The organism is Streptomyces venezuelae (assembly GCF_008642355.1).
In the GTDB taxonomy this organism is placed as follows: domain Bacteria; phylum Actinomycetota; class Actinomycetes; order Streptomycetales; family Streptomycetaceae; genus Streptomyces; species Streptomyces venezuelae_B.
On sequence record NZ_CP029193.1, the window covers coordinates 1,024,243 to 1,048,748 of the forward strand.

Genomic DNA, 24,506 nt, shown 5'->3' on the forward strand with positions numbered 1-24,506 from the left:
GGAAATGAAGAAGGCCGCCACCAGGGCGACCTCGTTAAACGGTGAGCGCGGCTATCAGCCGTGCTGGGCTATGGCCCGCCGGAACCGGCGGAGCTGATCGCCCGGATAGGGGGCCGCGTACTCGCGGTACAGGCGGTCCCACTCCTGGGCGTGCTCGGAGAGCTCGAAGCGCTGGCCCGCAAAGACCGGAATGACGCCGCAGTTGCAGCCGTCGTGAGCCCGGAATCCTGCCGTGTCCTGCTTATAGGTCATCCCGCGGGTGGCGAGCATTCGGCAGAACGCGCAGGCGCCCAGGGCTGCCGCGCGGGCGTACCCGACCGCCATCCGGTCTCGCTGCACAGCCCCCTGCACGGTGCCCCGGCCCTGGTCGGTCACCAGTTTTTGGACGACCGCCTCAGCCTTCTTCTCGGCGGCGTCCAGGCGCTTATCCAGCGGCTGCAACTGCGCGTCGGTCGTCGACGGATCGTCCGGGTCACGGGGCCACAGGTCTTTCGTCGCCCAGCGCAGACTGTTGTCGACCTTGTCGTCCGGTGGCGGATCCAGCAGTGGAACCGTGAATCGGCCCGTCACCCTGGCTGCGACACGCTCCGCGTCGTAGAAGTCGGCTGCTGCCGCGGCCGAGGCGTTGCCGTACTGCGCCACCAGGGCGCGCACCGCCTCAATCCAGTCCGGCACCGTACCTTCCAGATCCTGCGGGCGGATCAAACGCCGCAGCGCCCGCATGTCCCGCACGAGGAACCGTGTCAGGCCGCGCTGAACTTGCCGGTGCCTGCGCCCGCCGGCGCCGTCATCCGAGACCAGCGTCGCCATCGACGACCTCCGGAGACTGGACCTCGTCGTCCACGGCGCCCAGAGCAGCCAGACGGTCCAGGACTGCCCGGCCGTTGGCCCGCTGCCGGTCTGAACGGACCCGCTGCCGCTGCCCCTCTGACAACCCGGCCATCTCCAGCGTCACATCGGAGTCCGCGGGCAGGATCCCTGCCTGGACGAGCTTGACCGTGGCGTCCGCCTGCGCGGCCACCGTGGGTGTCGCTGGGTTGCGCCACACCGTCTCGATACGCCGCGTCTTCTCCGGCGGCTCGCCGTCGCGTACCCACAGGGCGAGGCGCATGGCCTGCTGCCAGGCAGCCCCGAACCGGCGGATGCGCCGCTCGGATCGCTTGACGAGCTTCGCCTCGGTCGAGCGGATCGCGTCGGCGGAGGCAGGGTTGTCGGTCGTGTAACCGAGCATGTGCGGCGGCAGCCCGAACTGGCTGGACATGATCCGCGCATACAGGTCGATGATTTTCGTCATGCCCGTCGGGTCATGCGCCGCGAACTGGCCGACAGCCGGGACGTTGTCGTTCTCGTCCCGCTCCAGGGCGAGCACCCGGCCGATGTACGTCTCCCACGCGCTCTTGGCGGTGCCGTCCGCGTCCTGGAACGCAGACTCGGACGCGCCGAGGATGTAGCGCTGCGGGGCGCCGAAGAACTCCGCGGCCACCTCCATGCCCATCAGCCGACGGCACGCGGCGTCCGTGATCGACATGACCTCGGGGGTGATCTCGCTCTTGCCGACCCGGTCCGCGGTGCGCTGGCGGTTCGCCATCCTCACGACCGGCACCACACCGAGGTTGTGGATGTCGCGGTCGACGACCTCCCAGCCGCCCGACTCCGACGGCAGGCACATCACCGTCTGATCCGGCAGATACAGGACCAGCATCCGCTCCTCAGGACCCGACTCGATGTACGTGTCAGCGGCGCACTCCCGCAGCGCGGCCGTGCCCATCCGCAGGCGTGCATCCCACATCAGCGTCATATCCAGCGGCGACTCCGCCGAGATCAACGGCGGGCTGTCCCCGTCGAGGTCGCCGGAGCCGACCGCCAGGTACTCGCGGCCGTACACCAACGCATCCAGATGAGCCAGGTTCGACTCGTCGAACAGGTCATTGGCCTGGGCGATCTCCGCCAAGTCCGACGAGTCCGAACCGTCCGCCCAGCGGAACGCCTCCAAATCCAGGCGCTCCTCCAGCGACTCGACGCCGACACGCGGCCAGCCGATCACCGTGTGCAGACCCTTGAGCTGCGGCGGGATACTGATGCCGAGATCACGCACCAGCTGCTCACCGTTGAAATAGGCGTCCCGCAGCTGCAGAGCCCACCGGTCACGCAGCATGTCCGCCCGCAGCATGTTGATCAGTCCGAGCTCGTCGTCCGACAGATACACCAGTGGGAGATCAGGGATCGAGACGGTCACCGCAGCACCACCACCCGTCCCGACTTGCCGGCCTTCTTCTTGCCGAGCCCCTTGGCCATCGCGTCAACACGGCACTGCCAGGCGAGGACGGCGGCAATGGCCGCGTCGATCTTTCGGGGAGAGTCCGGGTGCTCTTTCATGATCTGGATGCCGCTGCGGGACTCGCGGCGCCGGGCGTTGAGGATGTGTCGCGTCAGCACGCTCGAGCCGTCATGCGACAGCTCGCCGTCGACCACGCTTGAGCGGAACTTCTCCAGCGCACGCACGATCTGAACCGCCCGGCCACCCGTCATCCACCACTCGATCGGATGCTGCGTCGACGACTTGAGCTTCAGGCGGCGCCCGTGGTCGGCCTCCCACTTCGCAACGTGCGACTCCCACCGGGCAGGGTCCGCATACATGCCGACGACCTTGTACTCCCTGAAGGCGTCCTCGACAGCAGCCAGAACCTCAATGGTCGGGACCTGCCAGTCCTGTCCGAACGGCCCGTCCGGCTGCTCCCAGCAGCCCAGCAAGAAGAGATGTCCGTCCGAAACGCGGCAGCCAACCAGCGCCGTGGCGTCCGTGACGCCGCGGTTCCTGCGGCGTGATCCGTCGAAGCCGAGGACGACCTCTTCTCCCCGGCCGACCACCTTGTCCGCCGCGGCGACGCCTGCCCATTCGGGCTGTGAGATCCACGAGTCCGAGGCGTGGGTGATCTGGTTGAGGAAGTCGGCGCGCGCGGTCTGCGGATCCGTGCCCGGATCCCAGATCGTCGCCACGATCGTGTCGAGGTCGACGTGGCCACCGTTGCGGTCAGCTGAGTCTCCGTAAGTGAAGGTCAGGCCAGCCAACAGCGATTGGCGGTCCGTCATGTCGGTCTCAGGCGGAGCCTCGCGGTGGTCATAGAAAAGGCCGTCATCACGGGCCCGGCCCTCACGGATCTTCGCCCAGAAGGCGGCCGACTCCTCGGCCACGCTGCCCTCGCCGGGGATAAACGCATTCGGAGATTCGATCGTCGTACCACCCACCTTGGCGGCATTGATCCTCATCGTCTCCGCGAGCCGGTTGCCGCGGTTCGAACGCACCCACTCCTCGGTCTGGTCCAGCACAGCGAAGACAGGCTTGTTGCCCTTCACCGTCCGGGCCGACGACGTGATCGGCTCAATGCGCCCACGGGGCAGATTGACGAAGGTGTCGAGAGGCTCAAGGCCGGGGTACGCGTCGATCACCGGGCCCTGCAGCATCTCCAGCAGTGGCGCCCACGTGTTCTTCGTCTGCGTCTCCGACACCGCGGCGATCTGCACCAGCGGCGTCCGGACCTCCGACCACGGCTTACCAACCGGCTGGCCTTGCGCATCCCAGCCGTCGGGCACTACAGGGCCGAGGGCTTCGACGATGGCCAGGGCGGCCAGGAACGGAGACTTGCCTCAACCCCAGCCGCGAGGCCGGGAGATCACCCCCCGGCGGAAGCGACGCTTCCCAGACGCAGGGTTGATCTCGTAGTAGCGGAGAACGAAGTCCTCCTGCTCGGGATACAGCAGAAACGGTTCGTAGTCGCCGCGGTCGGGGGCTGCCAGAAATTCGGTGATCCAGTCGATGACCTCAAACCCCAAGGTCGGGACTGCTCCAGGCTCCGGCGGCTTCCACGGCACGACTAACCCCCAGCGGCTTCCGGCGGGGGCAGCGCGTGCAGTGTGCCCCGGCGCTCACGGGCAGACCGATGCCCCTCAGGGCGTTTGCTGTCAGCCTCGTCGGCCTGCGCGAACTGCATCCGCAGCCGCGCCCGGTCCTCCGGAGTCGCACCGAACTTCGCAACGCGCAGCCGCAGCTCAGCGGCTGCGGACATCTCCCCCGACCACAGCCGCGCATGCACCACGGCCGTGTCCAAGAGGAAGTCCCAGTCCGTCGACGAGAAGTGCTCCGCCTGAGGCGACGCCTTCCACATCTCCCACCAGTCCAGCGTCCGCGCCGGCCACGCGTACTCGACGAGGTCGCCGTCCTTGAGGACCGATAGCGTCGGCAGATCAGGAGGTTCGGCGTACTCGAAGCGAAGGATCGTCTGGGCGTGAGGGTCCTTGCTGTGACCAGCGCGTCGCTTCGGGTCCTTCGGCGCGGGTCCACGGCCAGCCATAGAGGCTCACCCCCGCCCGCTCACATCCAAGATCCAAAATCCCCAGACCCAGGGCCATCCTTAGCGCGTAAACGGTCCCGATCTGGATAACCGCAGGTCAGGGTCATGCCCCCAGGTCAGAGGCGTGATCGGCTCGCTGATGGGATCCGAGATCGTTCGGATCACTCGGAGATCATCCGGGAGGCGCGTTGATCACGGCTTGGAGATCGATGAGGGCTTGTCGGTCAGCCTTGAGGTCTCTAACCGATCTTCTCTCGATCTTCCTCGACTTCAATCAATGATCAAGATCTGATCACTCTCGCGCGATCGCCATCGCATCGCCACGCAGCACCACGCCGACACGACCACGCATGCACGGCCTCGCCCGTGCCCGCTGCCCGTCTGGGCCGGTAGGAGTGGACGGTAGGGGCAGCGGCACGGCTTGCCCTCACTGGCCGGCGTCGGCCTGCTCCCCGTGGGTCCACGCGTGCGCCCACACGTCCGTCGCGTCCGCGACCAGAGTGAGCGGCTCGCCTGGTGCGCGCACAAGATCGGAGGTCATAGCAACAGGGATCGGGTCGTAGCACACGACGCATCGTGAGTACGCAACAGCTGGCATCAACGGGTCCTGCGTCGACCAGGGTTCAGCCTGCTCCCCGTGAAGACGCCCGTGTTGCGGCGGTGCAGTAGCTGGCAGTATCCGCGTGCTCGCGCTCCCATGTAGCGGCTGAGCTGACGGTTGCACCTGGTCCAGTCGCCTGGCGTTCCCCATCGGATCTTGGCTGCGCCCGGCCCGCTGCTCCAGTATCGGCGCAGAGTCTCGGCGTTGCCTCGTCGGCTGCGATTGCCTCGTCCTTTGCTGGCCACAGGTCTCACTCCTTCTGCTGCGCGGGTGCCCGGTCTTCTGGTTCCTCGTCTACCCGCTGAACCATGGCTCCAAGTTCGGCGGGGAGGGAGAGGCAGACGCCCTTGCTGTCGCGGAAGATCGCCCAGCCTTGGTTGAAGTCGACGGTGAGCTGGTTGTCTTCGAGGTGCATGTCATCGCGTCGCTGCCCGGCGGGGTAGATGATCAGGTATGCGGGCACCGGTCAGTAGCCTTGCGTGTGGTCACCAGGGCAGTCGTTGGTCTTGGCGTCGACGCGGTAGACCTCGGTGAGGTTGTCTTCCAGGCCGAGGATGCTGGCGAGTTGCCGCATGCTTTCGGTGGTGCGGGTGACGGTGAGGCTGATCGGGCGGGTGAGGTGGACCTGTGCGACGTGGGCTCGCCAGAGGACGTGTTCGCGGGCGGCTTCTTCGGGGTCTTCGTCGGGGGCGACGTTGATGGGGAAGCTGAGCATGGTCACTCCTTGATCCCTGGGTGCGCCTCGCTCGGTCGTTTGCGTCCGGGTGGCGGGTTGGCGGCTTTGGCGGCGTGGCCTTCGGCGCTGCTTTTGATCCCGTGGCAGGTTGCGCATACGCCTTGGAGTCGGTCCTCCGCATGGTCATCGGTCTTGGCCTTGGGGTGATCACAGTGGGTGGCGGGCCGAACTCGGCAGATTTGGCAGACCACGTCTCGGGCGAGCACCTTGGCGCGGATGGTTGACCAGTTCGACGGCAGCCGAGCCTTGCGGTCGCTGCCCTGCCAGCCGCCGCTCACGGCCCACCCGCGCGTATCCCCGAGATGACCCGCTCGATCTCCTTGAGCGATTCGAGCTCTATGAGGTGCCGGGCCAGGTCTCGCAGTGCACGCCCTCTCGTCCAGCCGGTGCCGCATCGAGTGCCGAGCGTGTCGTGTTCGGCGAGGTAGCCGTTGAAGTAGTTCTTCGCCTCACGCCACTTACGGGCCTTGATCCGCTCCCACTCGCGGTGCAGTGATGCGCGGAGGTGTCGGCGGGCGACGGTCCTGTCTGCTTCGTGAACGAAGCGGGATAGGTCGGCGAGGAGGCCGACGGGGTAGATGGTGATGGCGCGTCCTTCTGCCTTGAGGCGCTCCATGACGGATGCGGGAACCACGTCTACTCCTCGGGGCTGCGTTCGGTGTCGCTGCCGAGCGCCTATCCTGCGAACCCGGTCCGCTGTCCGGCCGGGGCTTTGGTCGTCGCGGCTCCGAGGAGTCGGACGGCTGCGTCTTCGGCGCGGGTGAGGGGGTCGTCGTCGCTGCCGTGGATCTCGACGGTGATCTCGCAGACGCCTTGGGACAGCTTCACCGTCACGTCAGGCATAGCCCTGGTGGTTCTTGCGGACGAACTCGTCAATGAGCGAGCCCACTTCATGGTCGCCGACGTTGACCACGAGCTCTCGCTTGGCGGGCGGCGTGGCGCTGTAGGCGGTGGTGTCGTTGGCGGGGATGTCGACGGTGGTCTCGAAGACGAGGATGGCGCGGGCGCCGATCTGCTCTGCGAGGGATCGTCCGGTGAGCCGCTTGATTGCTGTGGCGTAGGAGGCGTCTTCTGTATCCGGCCCGTCCAGGGTGCTGGCAGTGTTCTCGTCGGCTTGGTCGATGACGAGGATGAACGGTGTGGTCATGTCGTCGCCGTGGTGTTCGGTGGGGAGTTCGAGGATCTGGAGGCGGGCCATCAGGCGTCACCTCGCCGGAGTGCTTCGCGGAGGACGTCGCCGATTTCCAGGAGTGCTTGGGCGATGGCGACTGTCGCGACGGCTTGCCCGTGGGCGGCGCGGGCTTTGATCTCGGCGGTGGCCACGTTCCCCGAGGGCATCGCGTTGAGGTGCTGCGCGGCCTGGCCGAGGGTGCGGGAGGCGAGTTCCCGGTAGCTGGGTACGGCGGCCATCAGGCGTCCACCGTCTCGACGCCCTCGCGGATGATGGCGCGGACTCCGTCGCTGGGGATCAGGGCGACGGGTTGCCCGGTGGCGTTGCCGAAGTAGTACTGGTCTTCCTCGGCTTGCTTGACGACGCTGTGGGCGGTGATCGTGTCGGTGCATCCGTCGAGGTACTTGATCGTGTAGCGGGCCATGGGCGCGGGCTCCTGTGATGATCAGAGGGTGGGGCAGTCTTCGTCGGAGAGTTCGATGTGCCGTCCGTGTCGGGTGCAGTGCGGGCAGATGCCGATGCTGCGGCCGGAGCCGGGCCCGTACTCGGGGTCGGGGATGCTGCCCGCGTGCTGATGGCCGCCGTAGGGGCGGGAGCAGAGCAGGCAGGGCAGCCAGTAGAAGCCGTTGGCCCTGGCGTACCGCTGGTGGATGCGGGTCCACGATTGCGGCAGGAGCCGAACCCAGGCTTCCCGCTTCTTCGGCGGGCCGCATGCGAGGGGCGCGGGGATGCCGAGGCTCCAGTACCAGAGGCGTTCGATCGGCTTCGGTGGCCGCATCGCGATGGTGATCTGATGGCGGGCCATAGGCGCGGGCTCCGTGTTGCTATCGGCGGTCGATCTTGTCCATGAGGGTGGTGACGGCCCATCCGAGCCCGGCGCCTACGCCGAGGAGGGCGAGGGTGGCGAGGAGGCTGGGCCAGGTCTCGGTCACGGCGTCTCGTCTTCCTGCGGCGGCCCTTCTTCGTGGGAGCCCGTCGACTGGTCGGCGAATAGGGAGTCGGTGAGCCACTTGATGTGATCGCTGATCCGTTTGCCGAGCTCGTCGTTTCTGGCCTTCTGGACGTAGGCGCCGATGGCGGCGGCTTGGAGACGGACATCTGCTGGCACCGCGTTGAGGACTCCGTTGAGGCAGGTGTCTTCCTTGCCGTGCAGTTCTTCGTGCCGCTGTATTGCGATGATCAGATTCCAGCCCCAAAGGGGCAGGGCGGGGACGGCCATGGGGCGCCCTACCGGTCCCGCTTGGTCATGTTGACCGGCTGGCGGATGGCTCGTTCGACGATCTTCCAGATGGCGAAGCCGACGAGGGCGAGAGGCCATACGGCGGCGGTGACCAGACCCATCATGACGGCCAAGATCTTTTCGTCGTTGTCGATCGGCTCACCGCTGTCCGTCAGGTCGTGTCGGAGGATCAGGATGGCCGTGATCAGCCAGCCGATGAGGCCGATGGTGATGTAGCCGACGACGTACTGCCAGGGGATGTCGCCGCCGTGGCTGTCGCTGGTGTTGATGGGTATGACGGTGGTGGCCATGGGCGCGGGCCTTCCGTGGGGTTAGCAGCCGTGGTCGGAAAGGCCGAGCCAGGCTGCAGTGGCGGTGAACAGAAGTGCCGGAATCCAGATAACGACGGCGAGCGGTAGGGCTGGCCCCCATTCCGGGGGAAGCATCACGACTCCCGCCGCGAGGGCTGCTCCCGCCGTCCAAAGCGCTGCCGCGATGGCGCTGAAGGCGACCGCTGGAACGCACATCACAGATCACGCTCGGCCACTGCGAGCGAGGGCCCTGCCAGTTCGTACTGGTCGAGCTGGGAGACCGTGTACGTCAGCAGGCCTCGCAGCAGGGCGCGTTCGCGGGCGCTGTCTGGGATGCCGCCCAGGTGGTCCACGGCGCTGAACGTCTGCCCGTTGCTCCAGGCGTAGGTGAGGCTGGTCGGTGACGGGGGCAAGGTGAAGGGGAGGTCCTCGGCGATGGCGACGGTGATCTGCCAGATCTGTCCGTCGTCGATGTCCGGGAGGTGTGCGCGAAGGGTGTCGCGGATCGTCAGGCGGTTCCGCTCGGCGGCGGCGAGTCCGTCGGGGCCGAGGGTGGGGAGGCTGTCGAGGGCCATGGCGCGGGCCTTCCTGTGTGGGGTGGTCAGGTGTTGAGCGCCCGCTGGATCCCCTCTTCGAGGGAGATCTTCGGGCTGAAGAAGTCGAGCATCCGCTTGGGGTCGCAGACTCGGTGGTGGACGCCTTGCGGTGCGGTCGGCAGGTGTTTCAGTTCGGGCTGGTAGCCGCTCATGGTGGTGACGAGTCCGGCGAGTTCGTCGAAGCTGACGGGCCGTCCCCAGCCGAGGTTGACGGGCCCGGTGAAGTCCTGGTCGACGGCCGCGAGCGTGGCGGCCACCAGGTCCGATACGTGGATCCAGTCGCGGGTGCTGCTGCCGTCGCCCCAGATCTCGAACGGGTCCTGCCGCTGCTTGGCGCGGCGGATGAACGCGGGGAACGGGTAGCAGTCCGCCTGATCTTCGCCGTAACCGGAGAACGGCCTGAGGATGTGAATGCGCGTTCCCTCAGCTTCGGCGTACCGGGCGAGCTGCTCCCCCGCCAGCTTGGCCAGCCCATACGTCGCGTCGGGCCGTCCGGGCTGCGCGTAGTCGATGTCCGTCTCGACGAGCCGGTGGATCGGGCCGGGCTGCTGAAGCGCGATCGGATAGGCCGCGCTTGAGCTGAAGTACACGGCGCGCGGGGTGCCGGTGCGGACCAGCCAGCGGAAGTACCAGGAGTCGAGGGCGAGGTTGGTGGCGACGCCGAGGGGGCTGCCGTCGATGCTGGCCCGGCCGCCGACGACTGCCGCAGCGTGGATGGCGAGGTCGAAGCGCTGGTCGTCGGTGCGGAAGAAGTCGAGAGCGTCGCCGCTCTTCACGAGCGGGGTGCAGTTGAGGTCGATCGCGAGGACGTCGTCGCCCCGGTCGCGCAGGGTCTGGTGCAGGTGACGGCCGACGAAGCCGGACGCGCCGCTCAGGAAGACACGCATCCGACCTCCTTTTCACCACGAAGGGGAGGGCGGGAGTAGAGCGTGTGCTCCAATCGTTCATGGCTGTACGGCCGCTCGAAGCGCTCTGAAGCATTCAATGGCCGCTTGCCATCTACCCAGTCCCAAGCGGCGTCCGCCGAGACGGTGCCGACGCCAGTGATCTCGATGACTGCATCCGGCGAGTCATCCGGTGGCAGTAGGAGCGCAGACGGCGGCGTCCTCAGCGCGCAGGCCAAGACCATGAGCTCGTCGACGTTGACCTGCCTCTCCCCCCGTTCCAGCTTGGCGATAGCGGACGCCGCGATCGGACGCCCCATCTTCGTTAGCACAGCCGAGAGCTCATACGTCGACATACTCCGCCGCTTGCGCATCCGGCGGACGTTGGCGGCGACGGCCTGGGCTGTGGGCCCATGCTCCACCGAGGGGCGCGGACGGCGCGGCTGTGCAGGCTGCTCTGTCATCTTCGTCTCCAGGGAAGGCGGAAGCCCCGAGCCTGGAGACTCGGGGCTACCTTCCTGCGGTGATCAGGCCGCAGGCGTATGGATGTTTCAGGGTCAGTTGGTCTTGATCGCCCGGTAGACGCCCCACGGCAGCTCGGACTCGACGGGCTCCAGGCCGAGTTCGGCGCAGATAGCGTCTTGCTGCTGCCGCGCCCAGGTGGTGATGCCGATCCAGCTGTCGGCTTCTTCGGGTGTCTCGGAGACGGGCCAGTCGAGGACGAGGATCCCGCCGAGCTTGGTGGCGGCCCGGAGCCTGCCGATGATGTGGAGGCAGTCGGCCCAGTTGTGGTGGATGAGGACGGCGAGCGCGTACACGGCGTCCATGCGGCGACGGCCGAGATGGGCGGCGATGCCGTCGGCGTCGGCCTGCACGGTCGTCACGTCGGGGGCGCGTTCGGTGAGCCGGTCGAGCATTCGCTGCGAGGCGTCGATGGCGGTCACGTCGTATCCGAGCCCGGCCATGGGCACGGCGACGCGGCCGTCACCGCAGCCGAAGTCGAGCACCTTCGCCCCGTCGGGGATGACGCTGGCGAGCATGTCGGCCTGCGCCTTCCCGGACTCCCAGTAGGCGTCCTCAGAGACGTGGCGCGTGGGATGGATCGCCTCGGGCTCAGCATGATCCCAGGCTCGGATGACGGCTTCGGCGGTCACGCTGCCTCCTTGACGAGCTTCCGCAGCTTGTCCAGGTCGGCTTCGAGGCCGCCGTTGTTGCGGTAGTCGTAGTAGGCGGCCGAGTCGGCGGACACCTGCTCGGGGCTGTTGCACTCCTGGTAGCCCTGATCCACGACGGCCTTGCCGTTGGCAGGGTGCAGGTGCTCGATGACCATGTCGTCGAGGTAGGTGATCCGCCCCATACCGCGACCCCAGTCGACCCAACAAAGATCGACGCAGAGGTGCACAAGGGCCGGAGGCGCCATGTAGCCGAGCGTGTCGACGATGTCCGAGGTCATCGCCACAGCGGTCGCCATGGCCTCGCCCTGGAGCAGGTCGTTGCCGTAGACGATGCCGGGCCCGCCCGACAGGCACTCGCGGATCCGCGCATCCCACGCCACCGCAGCAGGACGAGGCCGGTGATCGTCGCCCATGAAGGCCAGGTAACGGTACTTCTTCGCGGCCTTGACCGCTTGGGCGTTGAGGGTGCCGACGAGGCGCAGCCGCTTCCCGAACACGAAACGGACTTGGCCGCCCTTCATGAACTTCGCGGCCTCGCGTTTGTACGCGTCGAGCTCCGGGTCGTCGTTGTCGACGGCGAACAGCAGATCTGCTGTCGCCCCGGTCTCGTGCCACGCCCTGACGAGGGACATGACAGCCTGCGGCCTGCCTCTGGTCGGGATGATGACGAGCAGGTCGTCGGCCATGGCGCGGGCTCCTCAAGACTCGACCGTGATGCGTTCGCCGTCCCAGTGCAGCGTGGCGGGCACGTTCACGATGATCAGTTCGGTGTCACGTTGCAGCAGGAGGGCGACAGCGTCCGGCCCGATACGTTCCCCGGTGATGGCTGTTCGGTAGCCGTGGCGCTTGGCCCACTGCAGGGTGTCGGCGACATTCGTGCTGAAGCGGATGCGGTGCTCGTCTGGGGCGGCCATGGCGCGGGCCTCTCAGTAGACGGTGATCGTCCCGGTGCGGTAGACGGGGGTTTCGGAGCCGCCCAAGAACTTGATCCACAACCTGTACTCGCCAGCCTCGAGAGTGGTGACGCCGCCGTTGGGTCCGATGAGGATGCGTCCGTGGGGGGCGAGCCATTCGCCGACCAGCCAGTCGTCCTCCACGGGGCTGGTGTCGGTGAGGAGGAACGCGAACTGCGGCGGGATAGCGAGCTGGACCTGTTGTCCGCCCGCCTTCGCGACGACGGTGACCTTCACGAACTCGGTGCTGATGGCGGCTAGATCCACGGCTCGCTCACCGTCCATCCCCCGCGGGGTTCACTGAACTGCACGGTGATGTCGTCGGTGTCGACCGCGTCGGTCTTCGCCCCGAGTTCGCTGCCGCCGGACAGCGCCGCGGATGCCACGGCGGTCTGCACGGTGGCCGCGTCGAGCGCTGACTCGGCGGTGAGGGTGGCGGAGACAACGATGGAGCGGGTGGCTGCCGCGGTGAGCGCCCCGTCGGCGGTGAGCGCCGCCGACGCAAAGTACACGCTGGCGCTGGATGCGGGCGTGTTGACGTTGTCGAACTCGGCGAAGTTGGTGGTGCCGTTGTTGCGGTAGGACCACAGGTCAAGGGCAAGGGTCGTCGAGGAGGCGACCCAGGCGGGAGTGGCGAGCGTCCTCCGGTTGGTCCAGGAGCTGCCGTCCGTCGACGTGTCCCACAGCACGTTGCCGCCGGTTTCGCGGATGCGCAGCCACAGGTGCGTGACCGCGCTGTAGGTAAGGGAGACCGCGGCGCCGTCGGTGTAGGCGACGTTCGACTCGAAGCGGATCGTCCCGGCCACCGTGTTGATGTTGATGGCGAGGTTGGTGCCCTGCGTCGGGTCCGGGGTGATCGCGAACACCGTCTGCGCTTCAACCGTCGCCGAGGCGGCGGCAGCTACGACGGGCACCTGCAGGTACACCGAACTCCCGGCGAGGGTGTACACCTTCGCGGTCTGATAGCCCGCATACGAGCCGGCCACGCACGGGATACGCGCACGGCCACCGGTCTCGCTCACACCTCCGTAGGAGTTGCCCCATTCCGGGCCGATGATGTTGTCCTGGAAGCTGTCGACGAGCGTCGAGATCAGGGGCATGGCACGCCCCGATCAGGAGAGCGAGAACGTGAGCTGGCCAGCGGTGATACGGAGCTCATCCCCTGCCAGCAGCGTGCGGCTCGCGGCGAGGGCGCCGTACCAGAGGCGCACGGGCGTGCCCGCGGAGTCCCAGACCTCTACGCCGACGAACGTTCCGGCTGGCATTCCGGTCCACACAAGGTCAGCGGAGTTGGAGGTGGCGCCGCTGGATGCAGCGGCGACGGAGAGGTTCTTGCGGGCGTAGGAGCCGCCGGTCGCTTCGGTGCCGGCCGCCGCGTCGGTGCCGTTGGCGGTGACGAGGGCGACTTTCAGCGGCAGGGTGGGGGCGGTAGTTGACGTGCCCATCAGCCAGTCGAGTGCCCGGTTTTCGGCCGTATTCGAAAGGTTGTCGCTTATCTCTACTGCCCTCCTTCCGGATCAGGTGACGCCGAGGTGTCCGGCGATGCGGGTGATGGCCTCAGCGCCGGGCGGATCGACGGACACCCAGACGCGGTAGTCGCCGCGGGCGAGGGTGAGTTCGGTACCTGGTCCGATGAGGAGGCGTGCTTCACCGTCGATCAGGTCCGCCTCTTGCCATTCGGAGCCCGACGGGTTGTCGCGGTGGGCGACGACGGCGACCTTCACGGGGAATGCGGTGAGGTCGGCCCCGGCCGGGCCGTCGATGGGGACGTGCAGGTATTCGGTGCTGCTGGCGGGGATCTGCACGCCCACCCCCTGCTCACAGATGCGGTGGGTGCGCGGTCCACGCGGACGTGTACGGGGCTCCTGCCGCCCACGGGCTGTAGGGCGGGCCGACGGTGATGTCGATGTCGTCGTGGGTGGAGAGCGTCGTGCCGCTGGCCGTAAGCGTGACGGTGACACCGAGCGCGGCGCTGACGGCGGCTGCGGTGGCCCCTGCGGCGGTGAGCGTCGCGGCGGCTGCCAGGGCGGCTCCTGCCGTTGCCTTGCGGTCCCCTCCCGCGGACAGTAGGGCTGTTACGGGGAGGGCGGCGTGGCCGAGGACGGGTGGCGTGCCTGTAGCCCCGTCGGCTGCCAGCGTGGCCGAGGCGGTCAGGGCCGCGGCGCTGCTGTGGTCGGCTCGGCCTTGCGCGGAGAGGCTGGCGTCGACTGCTAGGCCAGCCTCCGCCTCGGCTTGTCGTGTTCCGACAGCGGCGAGCTCGGCGGTCGTGGTGAGCGCGACCTGCCCGGTGTGGCTAGCGAACCCGCTGGCCTCGAGGTTGGCGGTGGGGGCGAGGTCTGCTTCGGCGGTGACGTTGCGCTGTCCGGCCGCCGTGAGCTCGGCTGCGCCCTCGATGGTGCCGTCGCCGGCGACCGTGACCTGTCCGGCGGCGGCGAGGCTGGCCGAGGCTACGAGGGCGGTGTCGCCGTTCGTGGCGCGCTGCCCACCTGCAGCCAGGGTTGCCGTGGTCGACAGTGTGGTGTTGTCGGCGGTCGCTCGCACGCCTGACGTGGTCAGGGAAGCAGTAGAGGTGAGGGCGACGGAGCCGACCGCCGAGCGAAGGCCTGACGTTGCCATTGTCGCAGTGCCTGAGAGCGCTGCGTCGCCGGTCACGCCGGAGACGACGTCGGCTGCGGTGAAGTCGTCGAAGCGGAGGGCACTGGTGCTCTCGGCGCGGATGCCTACGCTGGTGCCGGCGGCGACGGCGGTGTTAACGACGGAGACGCGCTCGACACCGTTAACGAAGCCCTTGATCGTCGAGCCGACGGCTTGCACTTTGGCGACATCGCCTGGTGCGGCCGGGACGGCGTAGGTGCCGATCACGGTGAATGTGCTGGAGACGACGGAGAAGAGGTTCCAGCTGGTGCCGTCGTTGCGCCACAGGTAGCCGCTGGTGATGTTCGCGTTTCCTCGGCACCATACGCCGTGGCTGACGGCCGCGGTGGCGGCGATCGTGGCCTGCGCCGAGTTGTCGTTGGTCGCCATCGCCCCGGCGGCGCGCAGGATGATCGTGCCACCTGAGGAGCCGGAAGAGAGCTGCCCGGAGATGATCGACCAGTCGCCGGACACCTCAACCCAGCCGGCGCCGAGGTTCGTGTTGTCGGCGCGGTTGAAGTCGTCGGTGAAGGACGTCACGGCGACGCCTCCCTGCTACGCAGACTGCGGAGTCAGGGCTACCCCGAGTGTGGAAAGCGAGAAGGAATCGGCGGACGCCCAGGCCTTCGACGCCGTGAGCGCGACGGAGAACAGGAACGTTCCGGACGTGCTGGCGGTCCACACGGAGATATGGGTGAGCGTCTCCGAGGTGCCGCCGTTGGTCCACGCGGACGGCGCGCTGCTCAGTGCGAGCGCCGAACCGGACGTGGAGGCGGCGAACGTCGCGCTGTTGCGGGTGGTCGAGCCGGCGGATACGGCGGAGGTTCCGGCTGCGCCGGGGTCGCCGGTGTGCAGCTGCACGAATGTGCCTGCCACGGGACCGTAGGCGGCTCCGGCGGTGCGGAGGGTGTTGAGCCAGCCGGAGACGAGGCTGGGGGCGAGTCCTGCGGTCATTCCTCGGCCTCCTCAGGCTCCGGGTCGGTGGTGTCGGGTGCGGGGGTGACCTCGCCGGAGGCCTCTATCCGCAGCACGTACTCGTCGGGCATGGATGCCTCCTGGTGCGGGGGTCCTCAAGGAGCGCCGCCGTTCCGGAGTCGAACCGGTACTGGCCAGCTGTGGACGACAGCCCTCGTCTGCCGACGACGTCCTCGTCTTCGGGGGTGCCCCGCCGCCCGGTCGCTGCTAGCGCACCGGGAGCCGGATGGCCCGCGGGGAGACCTCTTCGGTCCCATCGCCAGGCGGCGGGTTGTCTCGCCCCTTGCGGGTTCCCTCGGGCGCTACCCGAGGATGTCCGGGCCCCGAGACGGAGACCCGGTCTGGGGGTGTCCCGCCGCCGGCGGTGGGTGAGGAGGCCGCGGGACGGCGGGGCGGATGAGCTGCCGCCCCGGCTGTGTGTGTCCGCCCGGCCCCCCACAGGACCGGGCGGACAAGGGCCGAGCGCTGGGGGCGCTACAAGGCCCGCCTGCGCGACCACCAACGCAGGGGATCAGGCGGCGTGGGTGTCTGCCTCGCGCGCCTTGATTTTCGGGGGTGGGGTGGGGCTGATGACCTGCTGGGTTTCCTTGTCCCGCTCGGCTGGGTCGATCTCCATCAGGTCGTAGCGGGCGTTGCGGCCCTTGCCGTAGACCTTGATGCGGCCTTCGGATGCCCAGCGCCATATCGTGCCGACGGGGCGCCCGGTCCAGTAGGCGACGTCTGCTGCGGTGGCGAGTGCGATGGAGGGCATGGTCACCTCCGGGAACGACGAAGACCACCCGGGTGGTGGGTGGCCTCAGCGCGAAGTTCTGCTATCTGAGCACAGAGTGACTTCGGTGATCAGTGTTTGTCAAGTTCTCAATCATCGGGCGTGGTGCGTCCCACCCGTGGTGGCTGCGATGGCGCGCGCTTCGAGGGCGTCGGCTTCGATGTCGATCGCCGCCCCGGCGGAGTGGAGGTCGCAGTCGGGGTCGTCGGAGAGGTTGCGGCAGGACTCGGCGACCGCTCGCAGGAGGGTGAGGACCGCATCGCACGGCATGAACGGCTGCCCGTTGCTCGCCGTCACGATCGGCACGCTGTCGGCGTGCGAGGGTGGGGCGGTCACTGCCGTGCTCCCAGATAGGGGCTGCGGCGCGGTTGCCGCTTCTGGAGGGTGCCGAGGATCCGGTGGAGTTCTTCGAACGGAGGCGCCGTGTCGTCAGGGAGTGGTGCCTTGGCTCGGAGTTCTCCGTCCACGCGCTGCATCTCGGGTACTAGGGCACGTTCCACCCCTGCTCGGATCCTCTCGGTAATGGTCACGCCGCCACCCCTTCCTGCTGCTGCGTCGCGAGTTCGGCGAGCACGGTCTTCTGTGCAGCCCTCAGTTCCCGCCACTCCCCCAGGGTCTCCCACCGTGCCCCGCATGCCCCGCAGCGGACGCGGTGGGATGCGGCGGACGCAGTCAACGCCTGTCCGCAGCGGGCGTCTTCGACGAGGGCCGGACAGGCACCTATCTGCACGCGACCCGGTCTGCGTTCGTCGTTGACGATCGCCGAGCACTCGCCGTGGAGTTTGCGGAGTTCGACGATGTCCTGCCCGACCTCGTCGTAGCTGGAGCAGGCCCACAGGAGGTTGTTGACGAGGAACTCGGCGTGCACGGGCACGGCTTGGGCGGGGTTGCCGCGCCACGGGGCGATCGTCCAGCCCAGCGTCTGCCGCCACGCGTCCTCGATCGCAGACAGCCGGGCTGCGACACCGCCGGGGCCAACGAGGGCGAGGACTTCCAGGCGGGGCGGGATCGGCGGGGTCTTACTGCCGGACGTGCCGCCGCCGGTGCGCCTGGCGCCGCGCATGAGGGCCGCCGTCGTGTCCAGCCGCCGGAACAGGGCGGGGAATTCACTGATCCGCTTCGCGGTGCTGTCCTCGCATGGACGGCAAGCCCACCGCCCAGTCTCGCTGACCCAAAGCTGCCGTCCGCAGCCCGGGGTCACGCATATCGGCCACGAATACTCGTCGAGGTCGGTGGGGTGGTTGTGCACGGCGGGCTCCTCGGGTGGCACGGGAAGCGGGGGCATGCTTGAGCCAATGATGCACCAAAGGGTTGACAATGCTGGACCATTGGCACACTCCGAGGTTTCTGCCGCCGGTTCCCGGAACACTCCCCCGCCGCGTCAAGCGGTCGGTCACACTGCCTGCATGTCGGTGCGTTTCGCGGTACAGGCCTCCACGGAACGGGAGTGCCAGCAGGCCCTCGAACTCCTGTGCCGTCGACTCGGCTTGGAGCCGGTCCTGCTTCCTCGGCTCCTGTCCGACAACCGGTGGATGGCCCGCGCCGTCCCGGGCACGCCGAAGCCCCCGGCCGATGACCGGGGGCTGGCGACCGGGGCCTAGCCTTCAGCCGCGGGCACGTGCTGCTCGCCGAGTCGCTGGTATGCCTCCCGGATCTCCTCTTCGGGGATTCCGGTGGCTGCGGCGTACCAGGCGATGCACGCCTCGGTGTCGGCGGCGTCGCGGGCGCGGACCGCGGCGAGCTCAGCTGGGGTCGGACAGTCCGGGATGACGGGCAGTCGAACCATCAGGCCTCCTCGCTGCCTCCAGGCTGCACTGTGCCTTCCGCAGGCACGGTCAGCTCCAGGTCCAGTTTTGCCCGCTCGCGCCCGCCATGCGTGCGGCGTCGCCGATCTCGCGGGCGAGGATGCCCCAACTCGGGTCCATCAGCCGGTGGTCGGCAGCCTGGTGCAGGAGGTCGCCGATACGAAAGGCCTCCTGGGGCGGGATGGTGACGATGTCCGAGAACTGGCCGCCGAACAGGTACTTGATCTCCCGCCATTCGTTGGCGGCGAGGACGTGGGCGAGCTGGTTCCCGAGATTGCTGATGGTGAGCGCGGAGCGGGTTCCGGCGACTCCGTGACTGATGCTGAATCCCATGAGCGTGTTCCTTTCTGGTCCGGTTACTGGCTGCGGGTGTCGGCGAGTTGGGCGGCACGGTCGAAGGCGAGGAGGACGGGGGCGATGGAGGTCTGTCGGGCGTTCCAGCTGGGGATGGTTTGCGCCCAGGTGAAGTCGCGTTGGATGGCTTCGAGGAGCAGCACGCAGGCGTCGTCGGCGAGGCCGCGGTCGCCGTGGGCTTCGAGGCGGATGGCGCGGATGGGGCAGATGGCGCCGTCCTCGTCGTGCAGGGCGTCGCGGCACCAGCCGTCTTGCTCGAGCCGGTGCCGGGCGCGGTGGAGGAGTGCGGCGATCGGCGTTCCGACGGCGGGCTGCAGGGTGGGGGTGAGCGGGAGCGGCGCGGTGATCTCGAGTGGGGGTTCGGTGGGGATGTGGGCGGTGTTGACCTCGAAGGCGACGGCGGCCTGGGCGAGGCGGGCGGTCATGGCGGCGTCGGTGAGGGCGAGGCGGGTTTCGAGGCCGATGTCCGGGGGTGCGGTGAGGTCCGGCGGCGGGCTTGCCGAGGCGAGGGTGGGCATGGTCATGTACGTGGTGCCTCCTGCACGTTCGCGTGTAGCGGGTGGAAGGGGCGCCCCTGACTGCTGCCAGGCTGGGAGGGGCGCCCCGGCTGAGCTACTGGTCTTCGCCGAAGGTGACGTGCATCGAGGCGTGGAGGAGCTGGGCTGCCTCACTGCCGTCGGTGGTGCGGGTGGCGAACCGTTCGCCGACTTCGCGGACGATGCGGTCGGTGGTGGCGCGGTCGCCGCGCTTCTTTGCCGCGATGTAGTCGTGCACGGACTGGTGGGTGATCTTCATTTCGGACATGAGGTCTCCTTGACCGGTCAGACGCGCCAGGTGCCGAGCTTGCGGCGTGAGCGCGGGTCGCTTCCCTGTGCGACGTGCTTTTCCAGGCCGCGGAGTTCGGCCTCGTCGAGGACGCCTTCGTAGTCGTCGCCGAGCGGGGATGCGACCTGGGGCGTGGGGGCGGCGACACCGCGCATGCGGGCGGGCGGGTTTTCGTAGACGGTGCCGGACTGGGCGAGGAGGGACTGCGCGGTGAGGTGGCCGGTCATCCACTTGCCGGTGACCGGACTACGGCGGTCGAACGTGTGCTCCATGTAGAGCTGCCCGTCCTCATAGGGGGCGAGGTTCGTGGCGACGTCGGCGACGGTGTACACGACGGTGCCCTTACGGACGTGCTTCTCAAGGTCGCGGACGCCCTTCCTGGTGGACTCCCAGGTCTTACCTACCATGACGATCTCCATTCCGGTTTGGTGTGGTTTATTCCTGCTGATCCTTGCTGGTCAGAGAGAGAAGCCGCAGGTCAGCGCCGATCTGGGGGATGCTCGACGGGCGCTCGAAGCGCCGCCGGATCAGCCGTAGATCAGGAGGTCGAGCAGCCCTGACCTGGGGCTTTAAGGTCCGATCAGGACGGAGCAAGCCCTGATCAGGGGTGCATACTTCACATAACGGCTACAGCAGGTGGCGCAGTCGGTCCCGCTTGAAGCCTCGCGGGTTGGCCTCGTCACCGATTGGGCCGAGGGTGATCGGTGCCCCCGCGCCCGCGGCCTTCAGCAACGCCTTGAGATCGTCGGGCTCCATCTCGCCGTAGGCGTTGCTGTCGTGTTCGACCAGGGCTGCCAGAAGCGTCGCGGTCTTCATCCGGTCGACGCCTGCCTTGGTCATGACGTCGACAGAATCCTCGACGGCCTGCCGCGGAGCACCGTCCTCGAGCGGCCCGCGCTCGGCGGGCTGCGCGTTGCACAGGCGCAACAGCTGGTCCCAGGCGAGGAGTCGGACTGGGGCCGGCTTCTTGATGTTGCCGTCGTTGTCATAAGTGGCCTCGACGTACTCCGGCAGATCCACGGCCTGCATGCCGTCGAGGCTGTCCTGATCAGGGTCGAGCAGCCCGGCCTCAAGCCGCTCCGTGGCGAGCTGCCGCAGCACCGCGGACGGCGCCTCGTGGATGGCGTACTCGATCGGCTCGTCCGCCATCCCGGGCACGCCCTGGATGAAGATGTGGCCAGCGTCCTTGGGGTCGGTGTCGGTGGCCGGGGACAGTTTGTGCGGCAGATAGCCCTCACGGACAGAGTCGTCGCCGAACACTGCGCGCGTGTCGCCGACTTTGCAGGGGCCGACGGCCTTGAGCGCCATCATCTGGGCGATGTTCTCGCCGAGGTAGCGGGTGGTGCCGCCCTGCGAGGCGTACTGAACCTCGATGAGTTCCTTGCGGCCAACGAGGAGAAGTTCGAAAGCCAGGAGCTTGGCGAGGTCGGACAGTTTCGGGAACTCGTCGATGAAGATCGTGACAGCAGGGTGCGCGGCCGACGGCTTCCACTTCTTGCCCATGCCGAGCTTGGCCCGCAGCCGGGCCCGTGACTTCGACATGACCAGGAAGAACAGCAGCACCGCTTCGATCTGCTCGTTGCTGCGCGCCGTGATACGGACGGCGTCACCAAGGTCTTCAAGACCGTCACCGTGCGGGTCACAGTCGATGGTGATGTTGTCGTAGCAGGCGGTCGTGCCCTCGGCGAGGGCTTGGAGGATGCCCGTCTTCCCTCCGCCGGATGCGGCGACCCACAGGCCCATGACGCCAGCCAGCGATACTTCGAGCGGGTCACCGCCGACAGAGGTGCCGATCCGGAAGCGGTCCGTGATCGACAGGGACTTGGGGGCGCGGTAGGGCAGACCGGGGGCGGTGGCGAAGGGGTCGCCCTCGACGAACCGCATCACAGCGCACGCTCGCCGAGCCCGGATGGGCTGCGGCTTCACGCCGTTGGTCTGCAGGTCGAAGCGGGTCTCCAGGGCACCACTTTTAGCGATGATCGCCTCGGGCGTGCCCTCGCTGACGCGGACGATGCACTGCCAGCCCCAGGGCTGCCGCTGCACATCGGACACCTCGACGATCGGCACACCCTCCGCGAGGGCTGCGAGGAGCACGCACTGGGCGAGCTGTTCAGGCGTGCGCGCCCCGCGGATCGGAAACGGCTTGAGGTCCTCCGGAAGCTGCTCGACGGACATGACGACGTTTCCGCCGACGATCGGCGCCGCTCCCCCGGCCGGCCCAGCCATCAGTGTGGCGGGCAGGCTGGCCGGGGCCGGGAGGAAAGGGGCGCTGGCCTCCTGGGGGCTGTGGGCCACAAAGGGACGGGAGATGAGGTACCAGCCGTAGCCTGCGGCGGTGCCGAGGGCGGCGAGGATCACGGGCTGGCCGGTGGCGGCCTGCTCGACTGCGGCGCCGAGGACGGACAGGGAACCGAAGCCGCCCGCGGCGAGTACGGCGGCGCGGCCGGCCTGCTTGCCGTGCCGGAAGTCGTTGATCTCCCGTTCGGTGGGCGGCATCACAGGCATGGCTTCCATGCCCGCGAGCTTGGATTCTTCGGCGGCTACCCGTCCGCCGAGGTGGGCCAGGGTCGCCGCCGACACCGGCTGGGCGCCATCGATCTCAGTCCGCATCTTGGCGTGGGCGAGGCGGCCGTGGGCTTCGGCGACGATGCGCTGCTGCTGGGCGATCTCCTCGCTGTGCTTGCGTTGCTTCTTCTGAGTGGCGGCCTGGATGAGGTCGACCTGGTCGAGGTCGCCCGCGGCCAGCCAGTCCTTGGTGCGGGCGGCGGCGTGGCTACGCTGCTGCTTGAGTGCGGCCTTGGCGCGCTTGCCGCGGCCAGGCTTGGTCGGGGTGGGCGGCTGGTCGGGCATGGGCGGCATGCTGGGCTGCTGCTCTACGGGCGCGTCGGCGGCCACCAGTCTGGTCCTTTCAGGGGGAAGGGCGGGGACCGGGCTGGTCCCCGCTGCGGTGCGGTCAGCCCATGCCGCTGAGCATCGTGCCCAGCGAGCCGACAAGAGAGTTGGTCATCTGGGAGCCCATGGAGCCGATGATGGTGCCGGAGAGGGCGATACCGAGCAGGACACCGAGGGCGGCGTCCATGGCTTTCAGGCCGCTGTGCTTGACCTTCACCCACACGAGGATCCCGAGGATCAGAATCGCGACGATGCTGACGGCGATAGTGCCGCCGCTGGCCTGGGTCTGGATCTCCTGCGGATTGGTGCCGGTGGGCCCGTTCACGTTCGGCTGGTTGGGGTTGTCGAGGGCCGCGCCGGAACCGGGCCGCTCGCCGGGGGTGAGGCCGTTGCTGATCTCGCTGCCCGGGTCGTCCTCTGTCTTGGCGGCGGCGAGGGTGATCGTGCGGGTGTGCTCGTCGCTGATCCGGTAGGTGGCGGCGTCCATGCCGCGCACGTAGGTGGTGCGACCGTCCGGCATGTTCACCGGTGCTCCGGTGGCGCGCGTGATGGCGGTGTCCATGTCGGCGGCGGACGCGGTCGGCGCGGTCGCTGCACCGAGGGCTGTGGCACCTCCGAGGAGGGCTACCGCGGCGCTGCCCGAGACGGCAATCCGACGGATGGTGGGCTTCATGACGATCTCTCCGAAAAAGGTAGGTGGCGGATATTCGGGCGAAGTTCAGCGAGTGATTCCGTGTTCGGCGAGCACGGTCCGCAGGAGTTCGCGGGCGGTTCCCGGTCGGCAGCCGACCGCCTTTGCGGTGGCCCGGTTCGACGGGTGCTTCCGGAGGTCTTGGTTGCGCTTCGCGGCTTCCATCACGAGCTTGCGGACGGCAGCGAGGCGGCTGTCTTCGACGGATTTGCGGACACGCTTGGAAACCGCGTCCTTCCCTTGCGGGAAGCGGGTAGCGGCCTTCCGGTCACTGTCGGTCCGGAACCGCTTCGGGGATGGCATGGGGAGCACCGGCACCGGGTGCTCAACCCATCCCCCCTGCCCTCCAGGGACCAGCAGGGCCACCGGCAGAAAGGGAGGCTGTACGGGGGTACGCGCACCGTTGGACCCGTCGCTCTCACGCCCGCCCGGTGCATCCGCCTTCGATGCCGGAACCGCCGCGGCGGGCACTTCCGGACGCTTCCGCAAACTGCGCTGCCCATCCCAGGCCTGCGCCACGCGGCGGCGGTGGGCGGCCCGGCGGGAAGCGCGGATCTCCCTGATCGACGGCTCACCCGGAGCTGCCCCGTTCGCCCGCTCCCACACCTTGGCCCACGCTGCCGGAAGCAATACCCCTGTGTTGTCGGAGACGCGACGGGCACGCCGCATCAGGATCGGGTGGCGACGCCCGAGGCGCCTCCAGCGGGCGATCTCCTCAGCGGTCTTACCGGAGATCGCGGCCCGCTTCGACCGCATCACCACCCACCAAAGGATCATCGCGGCGAGGGAAGCCAGAGCGTAGGCCCCGGCCCGGTACATGCCCGGCAGGGAGTCATCCTCAATGAGGTGCCCCGCACCGTTGATCGTCGCTGCGATCACGGTGGTGACCCAGGTGATCCGCATCAGGCTCTTGTAGGGACGCCCCTTGTCGATCGCCTGACCGGTGAGCCCGGCGAAGGTGAGGACCATGCCTTCGGTCAGCACCGGGACGCCGACCGCGGCGATGCCCATGCCAAGGTGCGCTGCCGCGCCCGCCTGCCCGGACCAGCCCATAACCAGGGAGACCGCCACCACGGGCAGCCCCCACACCGGCATGTGGTGCGCCAAGCGGGTCTGGATCCGCTGCCAGGTCGCGCGCCGTTCCTTGCGGCGGCGGGCACGAAGCTTCTCCCTCTCGGCGCGGGCCTTTTCCGTGCGTTCCGCCTTGGCCTGCTTGGCGTCGTGCTTCAGCTTCTGCTTGTGTTCGGTGTTCCTGCGCCGTTCCTCGGCCCTCTGCGCCTTGTCGGCACGCTTCTCTGCGCGGCTGGTCTTGATGCTGCGACGCTTCTCCTCTTGCCTGCTCGGAGCTATGGAAGGCGCGGGTGTGCGCTGGTCCTCGACGGGCTGGGGCCGCCCCTCCCCGAGTTCGGGCGAGGCAACGGGCGTTCCGTTGACCTTCTTCTCGACGGATGAGGCGGTCACGGTGATCGACGTCCCTTCAGGGCTCGATGGGGGTTCGGGTGACTTGCGATGGGACTAGCGGATCGGCTCGAACAGGGCCCCGAGCCAGTGGTCGAGAACGCCGAC

At 68.3% G+C, this 24,506-nt stretch carries 40 protein-coding genes; 2 read left to right on the plus strand and 38 right to left on the minus strand.

Features of this window, described 5'->3' with window-relative positions; all coding sequences use genetic code 11:
• Positions 1-54: 54 nt before the first annotated feature.
• From DEJ47_RS04520 to DEJ47_RS04665, 30 genes are all read right to left on the minus strand, one after another.
• Complete coding sequence (locus tag DEJ47_RS04520; RefSeq protein WP_150165155.1) at positions 55-810, minus strand: hypothetical protein; 756 nt, start codon at positions 808-810, stop codon at positions 55-57.
• The gene (locus DEJ47_RS04525; RefSeq protein ID WP_150165157.1) at positions 788-2,236 is read right to left on the minus strand and encodes a phage portal protein; all 1,449 of its coding nucleotides are present in this window, start codon (positions 2,234-2,236) and stop codon (positions 788-790) included. Before DEJ47_RS04525 ends, DEJ47_RS04520 begins: the two co-directional genes overlap by 23 nt.
• Positions 2,233-3,591, minus strand: a complete 1,359-nt coding sequence (locus DEJ47_RS04530) for a terminase (RefSeq protein ID WP_223828234.1) — start codon at positions 3,589-3,591, stop codon at positions 2,233-2,235. Before DEJ47_RS04530 ends, DEJ47_RS04525 begins: the two co-directional genes overlap by 4 nt.
• A gap of 54 nt (positions 3,592-3,645) precedes the next feature.
• Complete coding sequence (locus tag DEJ47_RS36770) at positions 3,646-3,831, minus strand: hypothetical protein (protein ID WP_223828235.1); 186 nt, start codon at positions 3,829-3,831, stop codon at positions 3,646-3,648.
• Positions 3,832-3,872: 41 nt separating this feature from the next.
• Positions 3,873-4,349 carry a hypothetical protein gene (locus DEJ47_RS04535; RefSeq protein WP_150165159.1) on the minus strand — a complete coding sequence of 159 codons (477 nt, stop codon included), beginning with the start codon at positions 4,347-4,349 and terminating at the stop codon, positions 3,873-3,875.
• A gap of 851 nt (positions 4,350-5,200) precedes the next feature.
• Positions 5,201-5,413 (minus strand): hypothetical protein, encoded by a 213-nt coding sequence (locus DEJ47_RS04545; RefSeq protein WP_150165163.1) that lies wholly within the window; start codon positions 5,411-5,413, stop codon positions 5,201-5,203.
• Between the two features lie 3 nt (positions 5,414-5,416).
• On the minus strand, positions 5,417-5,665 hold the full coding sequence (locus tag DEJ47_RS04550) for a hypothetical protein (protein ID WP_150165165.1): 249 nt from the start codon (positions 5,663-5,665) through the stop codon (positions 5,417-5,419).
• A gap of 295 nt (positions 5,666-5,960) precedes the next feature.
• Positions 5,961-6,320 (minus strand): hypothetical protein, encoded by a 360-nt coding sequence (locus DEJ47_RS04560; RefSeq protein ID WP_150165169.1) that lies wholly within the window; start codon positions 6,318-6,320, stop codon positions 5,961-5,963.
• 41 nt (positions 6,321-6,361) lie between these two features.
• Positions 6,362-6,529, minus strand: coding sequence for a hypothetical protein (locus DEJ47_RS36275; protein ID WP_190415270.1), 168 nt, complete (start codon positions 6,527-6,529; stop codon positions 6,362-6,364).
• Complete coding sequence (locus tag DEJ47_RS04565; RefSeq protein ID WP_150165172.1) at positions 6,522-6,884, minus strand: hypothetical protein; 363 nt, start codon at positions 6,882-6,884, stop codon at positions 6,522-6,524. The genes DEJ47_RS36275 and DEJ47_RS04565 overlap by 8 nt, the downstream gene beginning before the upstream one ends.
• Positions 6,884-7,096 (minus strand): hypothetical protein, encoded by a 213-nt coding sequence (locus DEJ47_RS04570; protein ID WP_150165174.1) that lies wholly within the window; start codon positions 7,094-7,096, stop codon positions 6,884-6,886. Before DEJ47_RS04570 ends, DEJ47_RS04565 begins: the two co-directional genes overlap by 1 nt.
• The gene (locus DEJ47_RS04575) at positions 7,096-7,281 is read right to left on the minus strand and encodes a hypothetical protein (protein ID WP_150165176.1); all 186 of its coding nucleotides are present in this window, start codon (positions 7,279-7,281) and stop codon (positions 7,096-7,098) included. The genes DEJ47_RS04570 and DEJ47_RS04575 overlap by 1 nt, the downstream gene beginning before the upstream one ends.
• Positions 7,282-7,302: 21 nt before the next feature.
• Entirely contained in the window at positions 7,303-7,662 is a 360-nt protein-coding gene (locus DEJ47_RS04580; protein ID WP_150165178.1) for a hypothetical protein, read from the minus strand.
• A 123-nt stretch (positions 7,663-7,785) separates the two neighbouring features.
• Positions 7,786-8,076: a hypothetical protein gene (locus tag DEJ47_RS04585; RefSeq protein WP_150165180.1), complete on the minus strand. Its 291-nt coding sequence runs from the start codon at positions 8,074-8,076 to the stop codon at positions 7,786-7,788.
• An 8-nt stretch (positions 8,077-8,084) separates the two neighbouring features.
• Positions 8,085-8,387, minus strand: a complete 303-nt coding sequence (locus tag DEJ47_RS04590) for a hypothetical protein (protein ID WP_150165182.1) — start codon at positions 8,385-8,387, stop codon at positions 8,085-8,087.
• A 215-nt stretch (positions 8,388-8,602) separates the two neighbouring features.
• Entirely contained in the window at positions 8,603-8,962 is a 360-nt protein-coding gene (locus DEJ47_RS04595; RefSeq protein ID WP_150165184.1) for a hypothetical protein, read from the minus strand.
• 26 nt (positions 8,963-8,988) lie between these two features.
• Positions 8,989-9,870 carry an NAD-dependent epimerase/dehydratase family protein gene (locus tag DEJ47_RS04600; RefSeq protein ID WP_150165186.1) on the minus strand — a complete coding sequence of 294 codons (882 nt, stop codon included), beginning with the start codon at positions 9,868-9,870 and terminating at the stop codon, positions 8,989-8,991.
• The gene (locus DEJ47_RS04605; protein WP_150165188.1) at positions 9,855-10,331 is read right to left on the minus strand and encodes a helix-turn-helix domain-containing protein; all 477 of its coding nucleotides are present in this window, start codon (positions 10,329-10,331) and stop codon (positions 9,855-9,857) included. Before DEJ47_RS04605 ends, DEJ47_RS04600 begins: the two co-directional genes overlap by 16 nt.
• Positions 10,332-10,424: 93 nt before the next feature.
• A complete protein-coding gene (locus tag DEJ47_RS04610; protein ID WP_150165191.1) occupies positions 10,425-11,021 on the minus strand; it encodes a class I SAM-dependent methyltransferase in 597 nt (198 codons plus the stop codon).
• Positions 11,018-11,728: a glycosyltransferase family 2 protein gene (locus tag DEJ47_RS04615; protein WP_150165193.1), complete on the minus strand. Its 711-nt coding sequence runs from the start codon at positions 11,726-11,728 to the stop codon at positions 11,018-11,020. Before DEJ47_RS04615 ends, DEJ47_RS04610 begins: the two co-directional genes overlap by 4 nt.
• Positions 11,729-11,740: 12 nt before the next feature.
• Positions 11,741-11,956 (minus strand): hypothetical protein, encoded by a 216-nt coding sequence (locus DEJ47_RS04620; RefSeq protein ID WP_150165195.1) that lies wholly within the window; start codon positions 11,954-11,956, stop codon positions 11,741-11,743.
• A 12-nt stretch (positions 11,957-11,968) separates the two neighbouring features.
• The gene (locus DEJ47_RS04625; RefSeq protein ID WP_150165197.1) at positions 11,969-12,262 is read right to left on the minus strand and encodes a hypothetical protein; all 294 of its coding nucleotides are present in this window, start codon (positions 12,260-12,262) and stop codon (positions 11,969-11,971) included.
• Positions 12,253-13,095: a hypothetical protein gene (locus DEJ47_RS04630; protein WP_150165199.1), complete on the minus strand. Its 843-nt coding sequence runs from the start codon at positions 13,093-13,095 to the stop codon at positions 12,253-12,255. The genes DEJ47_RS04625 and DEJ47_RS04630 overlap by 10 nt, the downstream gene beginning before the upstream one ends.
• 12 nt (positions 13,096-13,107) lie before the next feature.
• The gene (locus DEJ47_RS04635; protein ID WP_150165201.1) at positions 13,108-13,440 is read right to left on the minus strand and encodes a hypothetical protein; all 333 of its coding nucleotides are present in this window, start codon (positions 13,438-13,440) and stop codon (positions 13,108-13,110) included.
• 72 nt (positions 13,441-13,512) lie between these two features.
• On the minus strand, positions 13,513-13,800 hold the full coding sequence (locus DEJ47_RS04640) for a hypothetical protein (protein ID WP_150165203.1): 288 nt from the start codon (positions 13,798-13,800) through the stop codon (positions 13,513-13,515).
• A 13-nt stretch (positions 13,801-13,813) separates the two neighbouring features.
• A complete protein-coding gene (locus DEJ47_RS36280) occupies positions 13,814-15,169 on the minus strand; it encodes a hypothetical protein (RefSeq protein WP_190415272.1) in 1,356 nt (451 codons plus the stop codon).
• Between the two features lie 15 nt (positions 15,170-15,184).
• On the minus strand, positions 15,185-15,583 hold the full coding sequence (locus DEJ47_RS04650) for a hypothetical protein (RefSeq protein WP_150165205.1): 399 nt from the start codon (positions 15,581-15,583) through the stop codon (positions 15,185-15,187).
• Positions 15,584-16,115: 532 nt separating this feature from the next.
• On the minus strand, positions 16,116-16,355 hold the full coding sequence (locus tag DEJ47_RS04655; protein ID WP_150165207.1) for a helix-turn-helix domain-containing protein: 240 nt from the start codon (positions 16,353-16,355) through the stop codon (positions 16,116-16,118).
• Positions 16,356-16,466: 111 nt separating this feature from the next.
• Complete coding sequence (locus DEJ47_RS04660; RefSeq protein WP_150165209.1) at positions 16,467-16,709, minus strand: hypothetical protein; 243 nt, start codon at positions 16,707-16,709, stop codon at positions 16,467-16,469.
• Between the two features lie 190 nt (positions 16,710-16,899).
• Positions 16,900-17,436 carry a hypothetical protein gene (locus DEJ47_RS04665; protein WP_150165211.1) on the minus strand — a complete coding sequence of 179 codons (537 nt, stop codon included), beginning with the start codon at positions 17,434-17,436 and terminating at the stop codon, positions 16,900-16,902.
• Positions 17,437-17,779: 343 nt separating this feature from the next.
• Here DEJ47_RS04665 and DEJ47_RS04670 point away from each other — a divergent pair, with 343 nt between their 5' ends.
• Entirely contained in the window at positions 17,780-17,974 is a 195-nt protein-coding gene (locus tag DEJ47_RS04670) for a hypothetical protein (protein ID WP_150165213.1), read from the plus strand.
• Here DEJ47_RS04670 and DEJ47_RS04675 read toward each other — a convergent pair.
• The 5 genes from DEJ47_RS04675 to DEJ47_RS04695 all read right to left on the minus strand — a co-directional run bounded on the left by DEJ47_RS04675 (position 17,971) and on the right by DEJ47_RS04695 (position 19,764).
• Entirely contained in the window at positions 17,971-18,159 is a 189-nt protein-coding gene (locus DEJ47_RS04675; protein ID WP_150165215.1) for a hypothetical protein, read from the minus strand. The genes DEJ47_RS04670 and DEJ47_RS04675 overlap by 4 nt on opposite strands.
• Positions 18,160-18,208: 49 nt before the next feature.
• Entirely contained in the window at positions 18,209-18,511 is a 303-nt protein-coding gene (locus DEJ47_RS04680) for a hypothetical protein (RefSeq protein ID WP_150165217.1), read from the minus strand.
• Positions 18,512-18,534: 23 nt separating this feature from the next.
• Positions 18,535-19,056, minus strand: a complete 522-nt coding sequence (locus DEJ47_RS04685) for a hypothetical protein (RefSeq protein WP_150165219.1) — start codon at positions 19,054-19,056, stop codon at positions 18,535-18,537.
• Positions 19,057-19,144: 88 nt separating this feature from the next.
• Positions 19,145-19,336 carry a hypothetical protein gene (locus DEJ47_RS04690; RefSeq protein ID WP_150165221.1) on the minus strand — a complete coding sequence of 64 codons (192 nt, stop codon included), beginning with the start codon at positions 19,334-19,336 and terminating at the stop codon, positions 19,145-19,147.
• Between the two features lie 17 nt (positions 19,337-19,353).
• Positions 19,354-19,764 carry a hypothetical protein gene (locus DEJ47_RS04695; protein ID WP_150165223.1) on the minus strand — a complete coding sequence of 137 codons (411 nt, stop codon included), beginning with the start codon at positions 19,762-19,764 and terminating at the stop codon, positions 19,354-19,356.
• Between DEJ47_RS04695 and DEJ47_RS37315 the strand changes: the two genes are divergently transcribed.
• Positions 19,763-19,894: a hypothetical protein gene (locus DEJ47_RS37315; protein WP_263398883.1), complete on the plus strand. Its 132-nt coding sequence runs from the start codon at positions 19,763-19,765 to the stop codon at positions 19,892-19,894. The genes DEJ47_RS04695 and DEJ47_RS37315 overlap by 2 nt on opposite strands.
• Before the next feature lie 90 nt (positions 19,895-19,984).
• On the opposite strand, the gene DEJ47_RS04700 is transcribed toward DEJ47_RS37315, so the two are convergent.
• The 3 genes from DEJ47_RS04700 to DEJ47_RS04710 are packed head-to-tail and all read right to left on the minus strand — an operon-like array spanning position 19,985 to position 24,401.
• Complete coding sequence (locus DEJ47_RS04700) at positions 19,985-22,252, minus strand: hypothetical protein (protein ID WP_150165225.1); 2,268 nt, start codon at positions 22,250-22,252, stop codon at positions 19,985-19,987.
• A gap of 58 nt (positions 22,253-22,310) precedes the next feature.
• A complete protein-coding gene (locus DEJ47_RS04705; RefSeq protein WP_150165227.1) occupies positions 22,311-22,922 on the minus strand; it encodes a hypothetical protein in 612 nt (203 codons plus the stop codon).
• Positions 22,923-22,967: 45 nt separating this feature from the next.
• Positions 22,968-24,401: a hypothetical protein gene (locus DEJ47_RS04710; RefSeq protein ID WP_150165229.1), complete on the minus strand. Its 1,434-nt coding sequence runs from the start codon at positions 24,399-24,401 to the stop codon at positions 22,968-22,970.
• Between the last annotated feature and the right edge of the window lie 105 nt (positions 24,402-24,506).

Coding starts and splice junctions, on each gene's coding strand:
- DEJ47_RS04520 (WP_150165155.1), bottom strand. CDS start 810: ATGGCGACGCTGGTCTCGGATGACGGCGCCGGCGGGCGCAGGCACCGG.
- DEJ47_RS04535 (WP_150165159.1), bottom strand. CDS start 4,349: ATGGCTGGCCGTGGACCCGCGCCGAAGGACCCGAAGCGACGCGCTGGT.
- DEJ47_RS04550 (WP_150165165.1), bottom strand. CDS start 5,665: ATGCTCAGCTTCCCCATCAACGTCGCCCCCGACGAAGACCCCGAAGAA.
- DEJ47_RS36275 (WP_190415270.1), bottom strand. CDS start 6,529: ATGCCTGACGTGACGGTGAAGCTGTCCCAAGGCGTCTGCGAGATCACC.
- DEJ47_RS04565 (WP_150165172.1), bottom strand. CDS start 6,884: ATGGCCCGCCTCCAGATCCTCGAACTCCCCACCGAACACCACGGCGAC.
- DEJ47_RS04570 (WP_150165174.1), bottom strand. CDS start 7,096: ATGGCCGCCGTACCCAGCTACCGGGAACTCGCCTCCCGCACCCTCGGC.
- DEJ47_RS04575 (WP_150165176.1), bottom strand. CDS start 7,281: ATGGCCCGCTACACGATCAAGTACCTCGACGGATGCACCGACACGATC.
- DEJ47_RS04580 (WP_150165178.1), bottom strand. CDS start 7,662: ATGGCCCGCCATCAGATCACCATCGCGATGCGGCCACCGAAGCCGATC.
- DEJ47_RS04585 (WP_150165180.1), bottom strand. CDS start 8,076: ATGGCCGTCCCCGCCCTGCCCCTTTGGGGCTGGAATCTGATCATCGCA.
- DEJ47_RS04590 (WP_150165182.1), bottom strand. CDS start 8,387: ATGGCCACCACCGTCATACCCATCAACACCAGCGACAGCCACGGCGGC.
- DEJ47_RS04595 (WP_150165184.1), bottom strand. CDS start 8,962: ATGGCCCTCGACAGCCTCCCCACCCTCGGCCCCGACGGACTCGCCGCC.
- DEJ47_RS04600 (WP_150165186.1), bottom strand. CDS start 9,870: ATGCGTGTCTTCCTGAGCGGCGCGTCCGGCTTCGTCGGCCGTCACCTG.
- DEJ47_RS04605 (WP_150165188.1), bottom strand. CDS start 10,331: ATGACAGAGCAGCCTGCACAGCCGCGCCGTCCGCGCCCCTCGGTGGAG.
- DEJ47_RS04615 (WP_150165193.1), bottom strand. CDS start 11,728: ATGGCCGACGACCTGCTCGTCATCATCCCGACCAGAGGCAGGCCGCAG.
- DEJ47_RS04620 (WP_150165195.1), bottom strand. CDS start 11,956: ATGGCCGCCCCAGACGAGCACCGCATCCGCTTCAGCACGAATGTCGCC.
- DEJ47_RS04630 (WP_150165199.1), bottom strand. CDS start 13,095: ATGCCCCTGATCTCGACGCTCGTCGACAGCTTCCAGGACAACATCATC.
- DEJ47_RS04635 (WP_150165201.1), bottom strand. CDS start 13,440: ATGGGCACGTCAACTACCGCCCCCACCCTGCCGCTGAAAGTCGCCCTC.
- DEJ47_RS04650 (WP_150165205.1), bottom strand. CDS start 15,583: ATGACCGCAGGACTCGCCCCCAGCCTCGTCTCCGGCTGGCTCAACACC.
- DEJ47_RS04655 (WP_150165207.1), bottom strand. CDS start 16,355: ATGCCCTCCATCGCACTCGCCACCGCAGCAGACGTCGCCTACTGGACC.
- DEJ47_RS04665 (WP_150165211.1), bottom strand. CDS start 17,436: ATGCGCGGCGCCAGGCGCACCGGCGGCGGCACGTCCGGCAGTAAGACC.
- DEJ47_RS04670 (WP_150165213.1), top strand. CDS start 17,780: ATGTCGGTGCGTTTCGCGGTACAGGCCTCCACGGAACGGGAGTGCCAG.
- DEJ47_RS04675 (WP_150165215.1), bottom strand. CDS start 18,159: ATGGTTCGACTGCCCGTCATCCCGGACTGTCCGACCCCAGCTGAGCTC.
- DEJ47_RS04680 (WP_150165217.1), bottom strand. CDS start 18,511: ATGGGATTCAGCATCAGTCACGGAGTCGCCGGAACCCGCTCCGCGCTC.
- DEJ47_RS04685 (WP_150165219.1), bottom strand. CDS start 19,056: ATGACCATGCCCACCCTCGCCTCGGCAAGCCCGCCGCCGGACCTCACC.
- DEJ47_RS04690 (WP_150165221.1), bottom strand. CDS start 19,336: ATGTCCGAAATGAAGATCACCCACCAGTCCGTGCACGACTACATCGCG.
- DEJ47_RS37315 (WP_263398883.1), top strand. CDS start 19,763: ATGACGATCTCCATTCCGGTTTGGTGTGGTTTATTCCTGCTGATCCTT.
- DEJ47_RS04695 (WP_150165223.1), bottom strand. CDS start 19,764: ATGGTAGGTAAGACCTGGGAGTCCACCAGGAAGGGCGTCCGCGACCTT.
- DEJ47_RS04705 (WP_150165227.1), bottom strand. CDS start 22,922: ATGAAGCCCACCATCCGTCGGATTGCCGTCTCGGGCAGCGCCGCGGTA.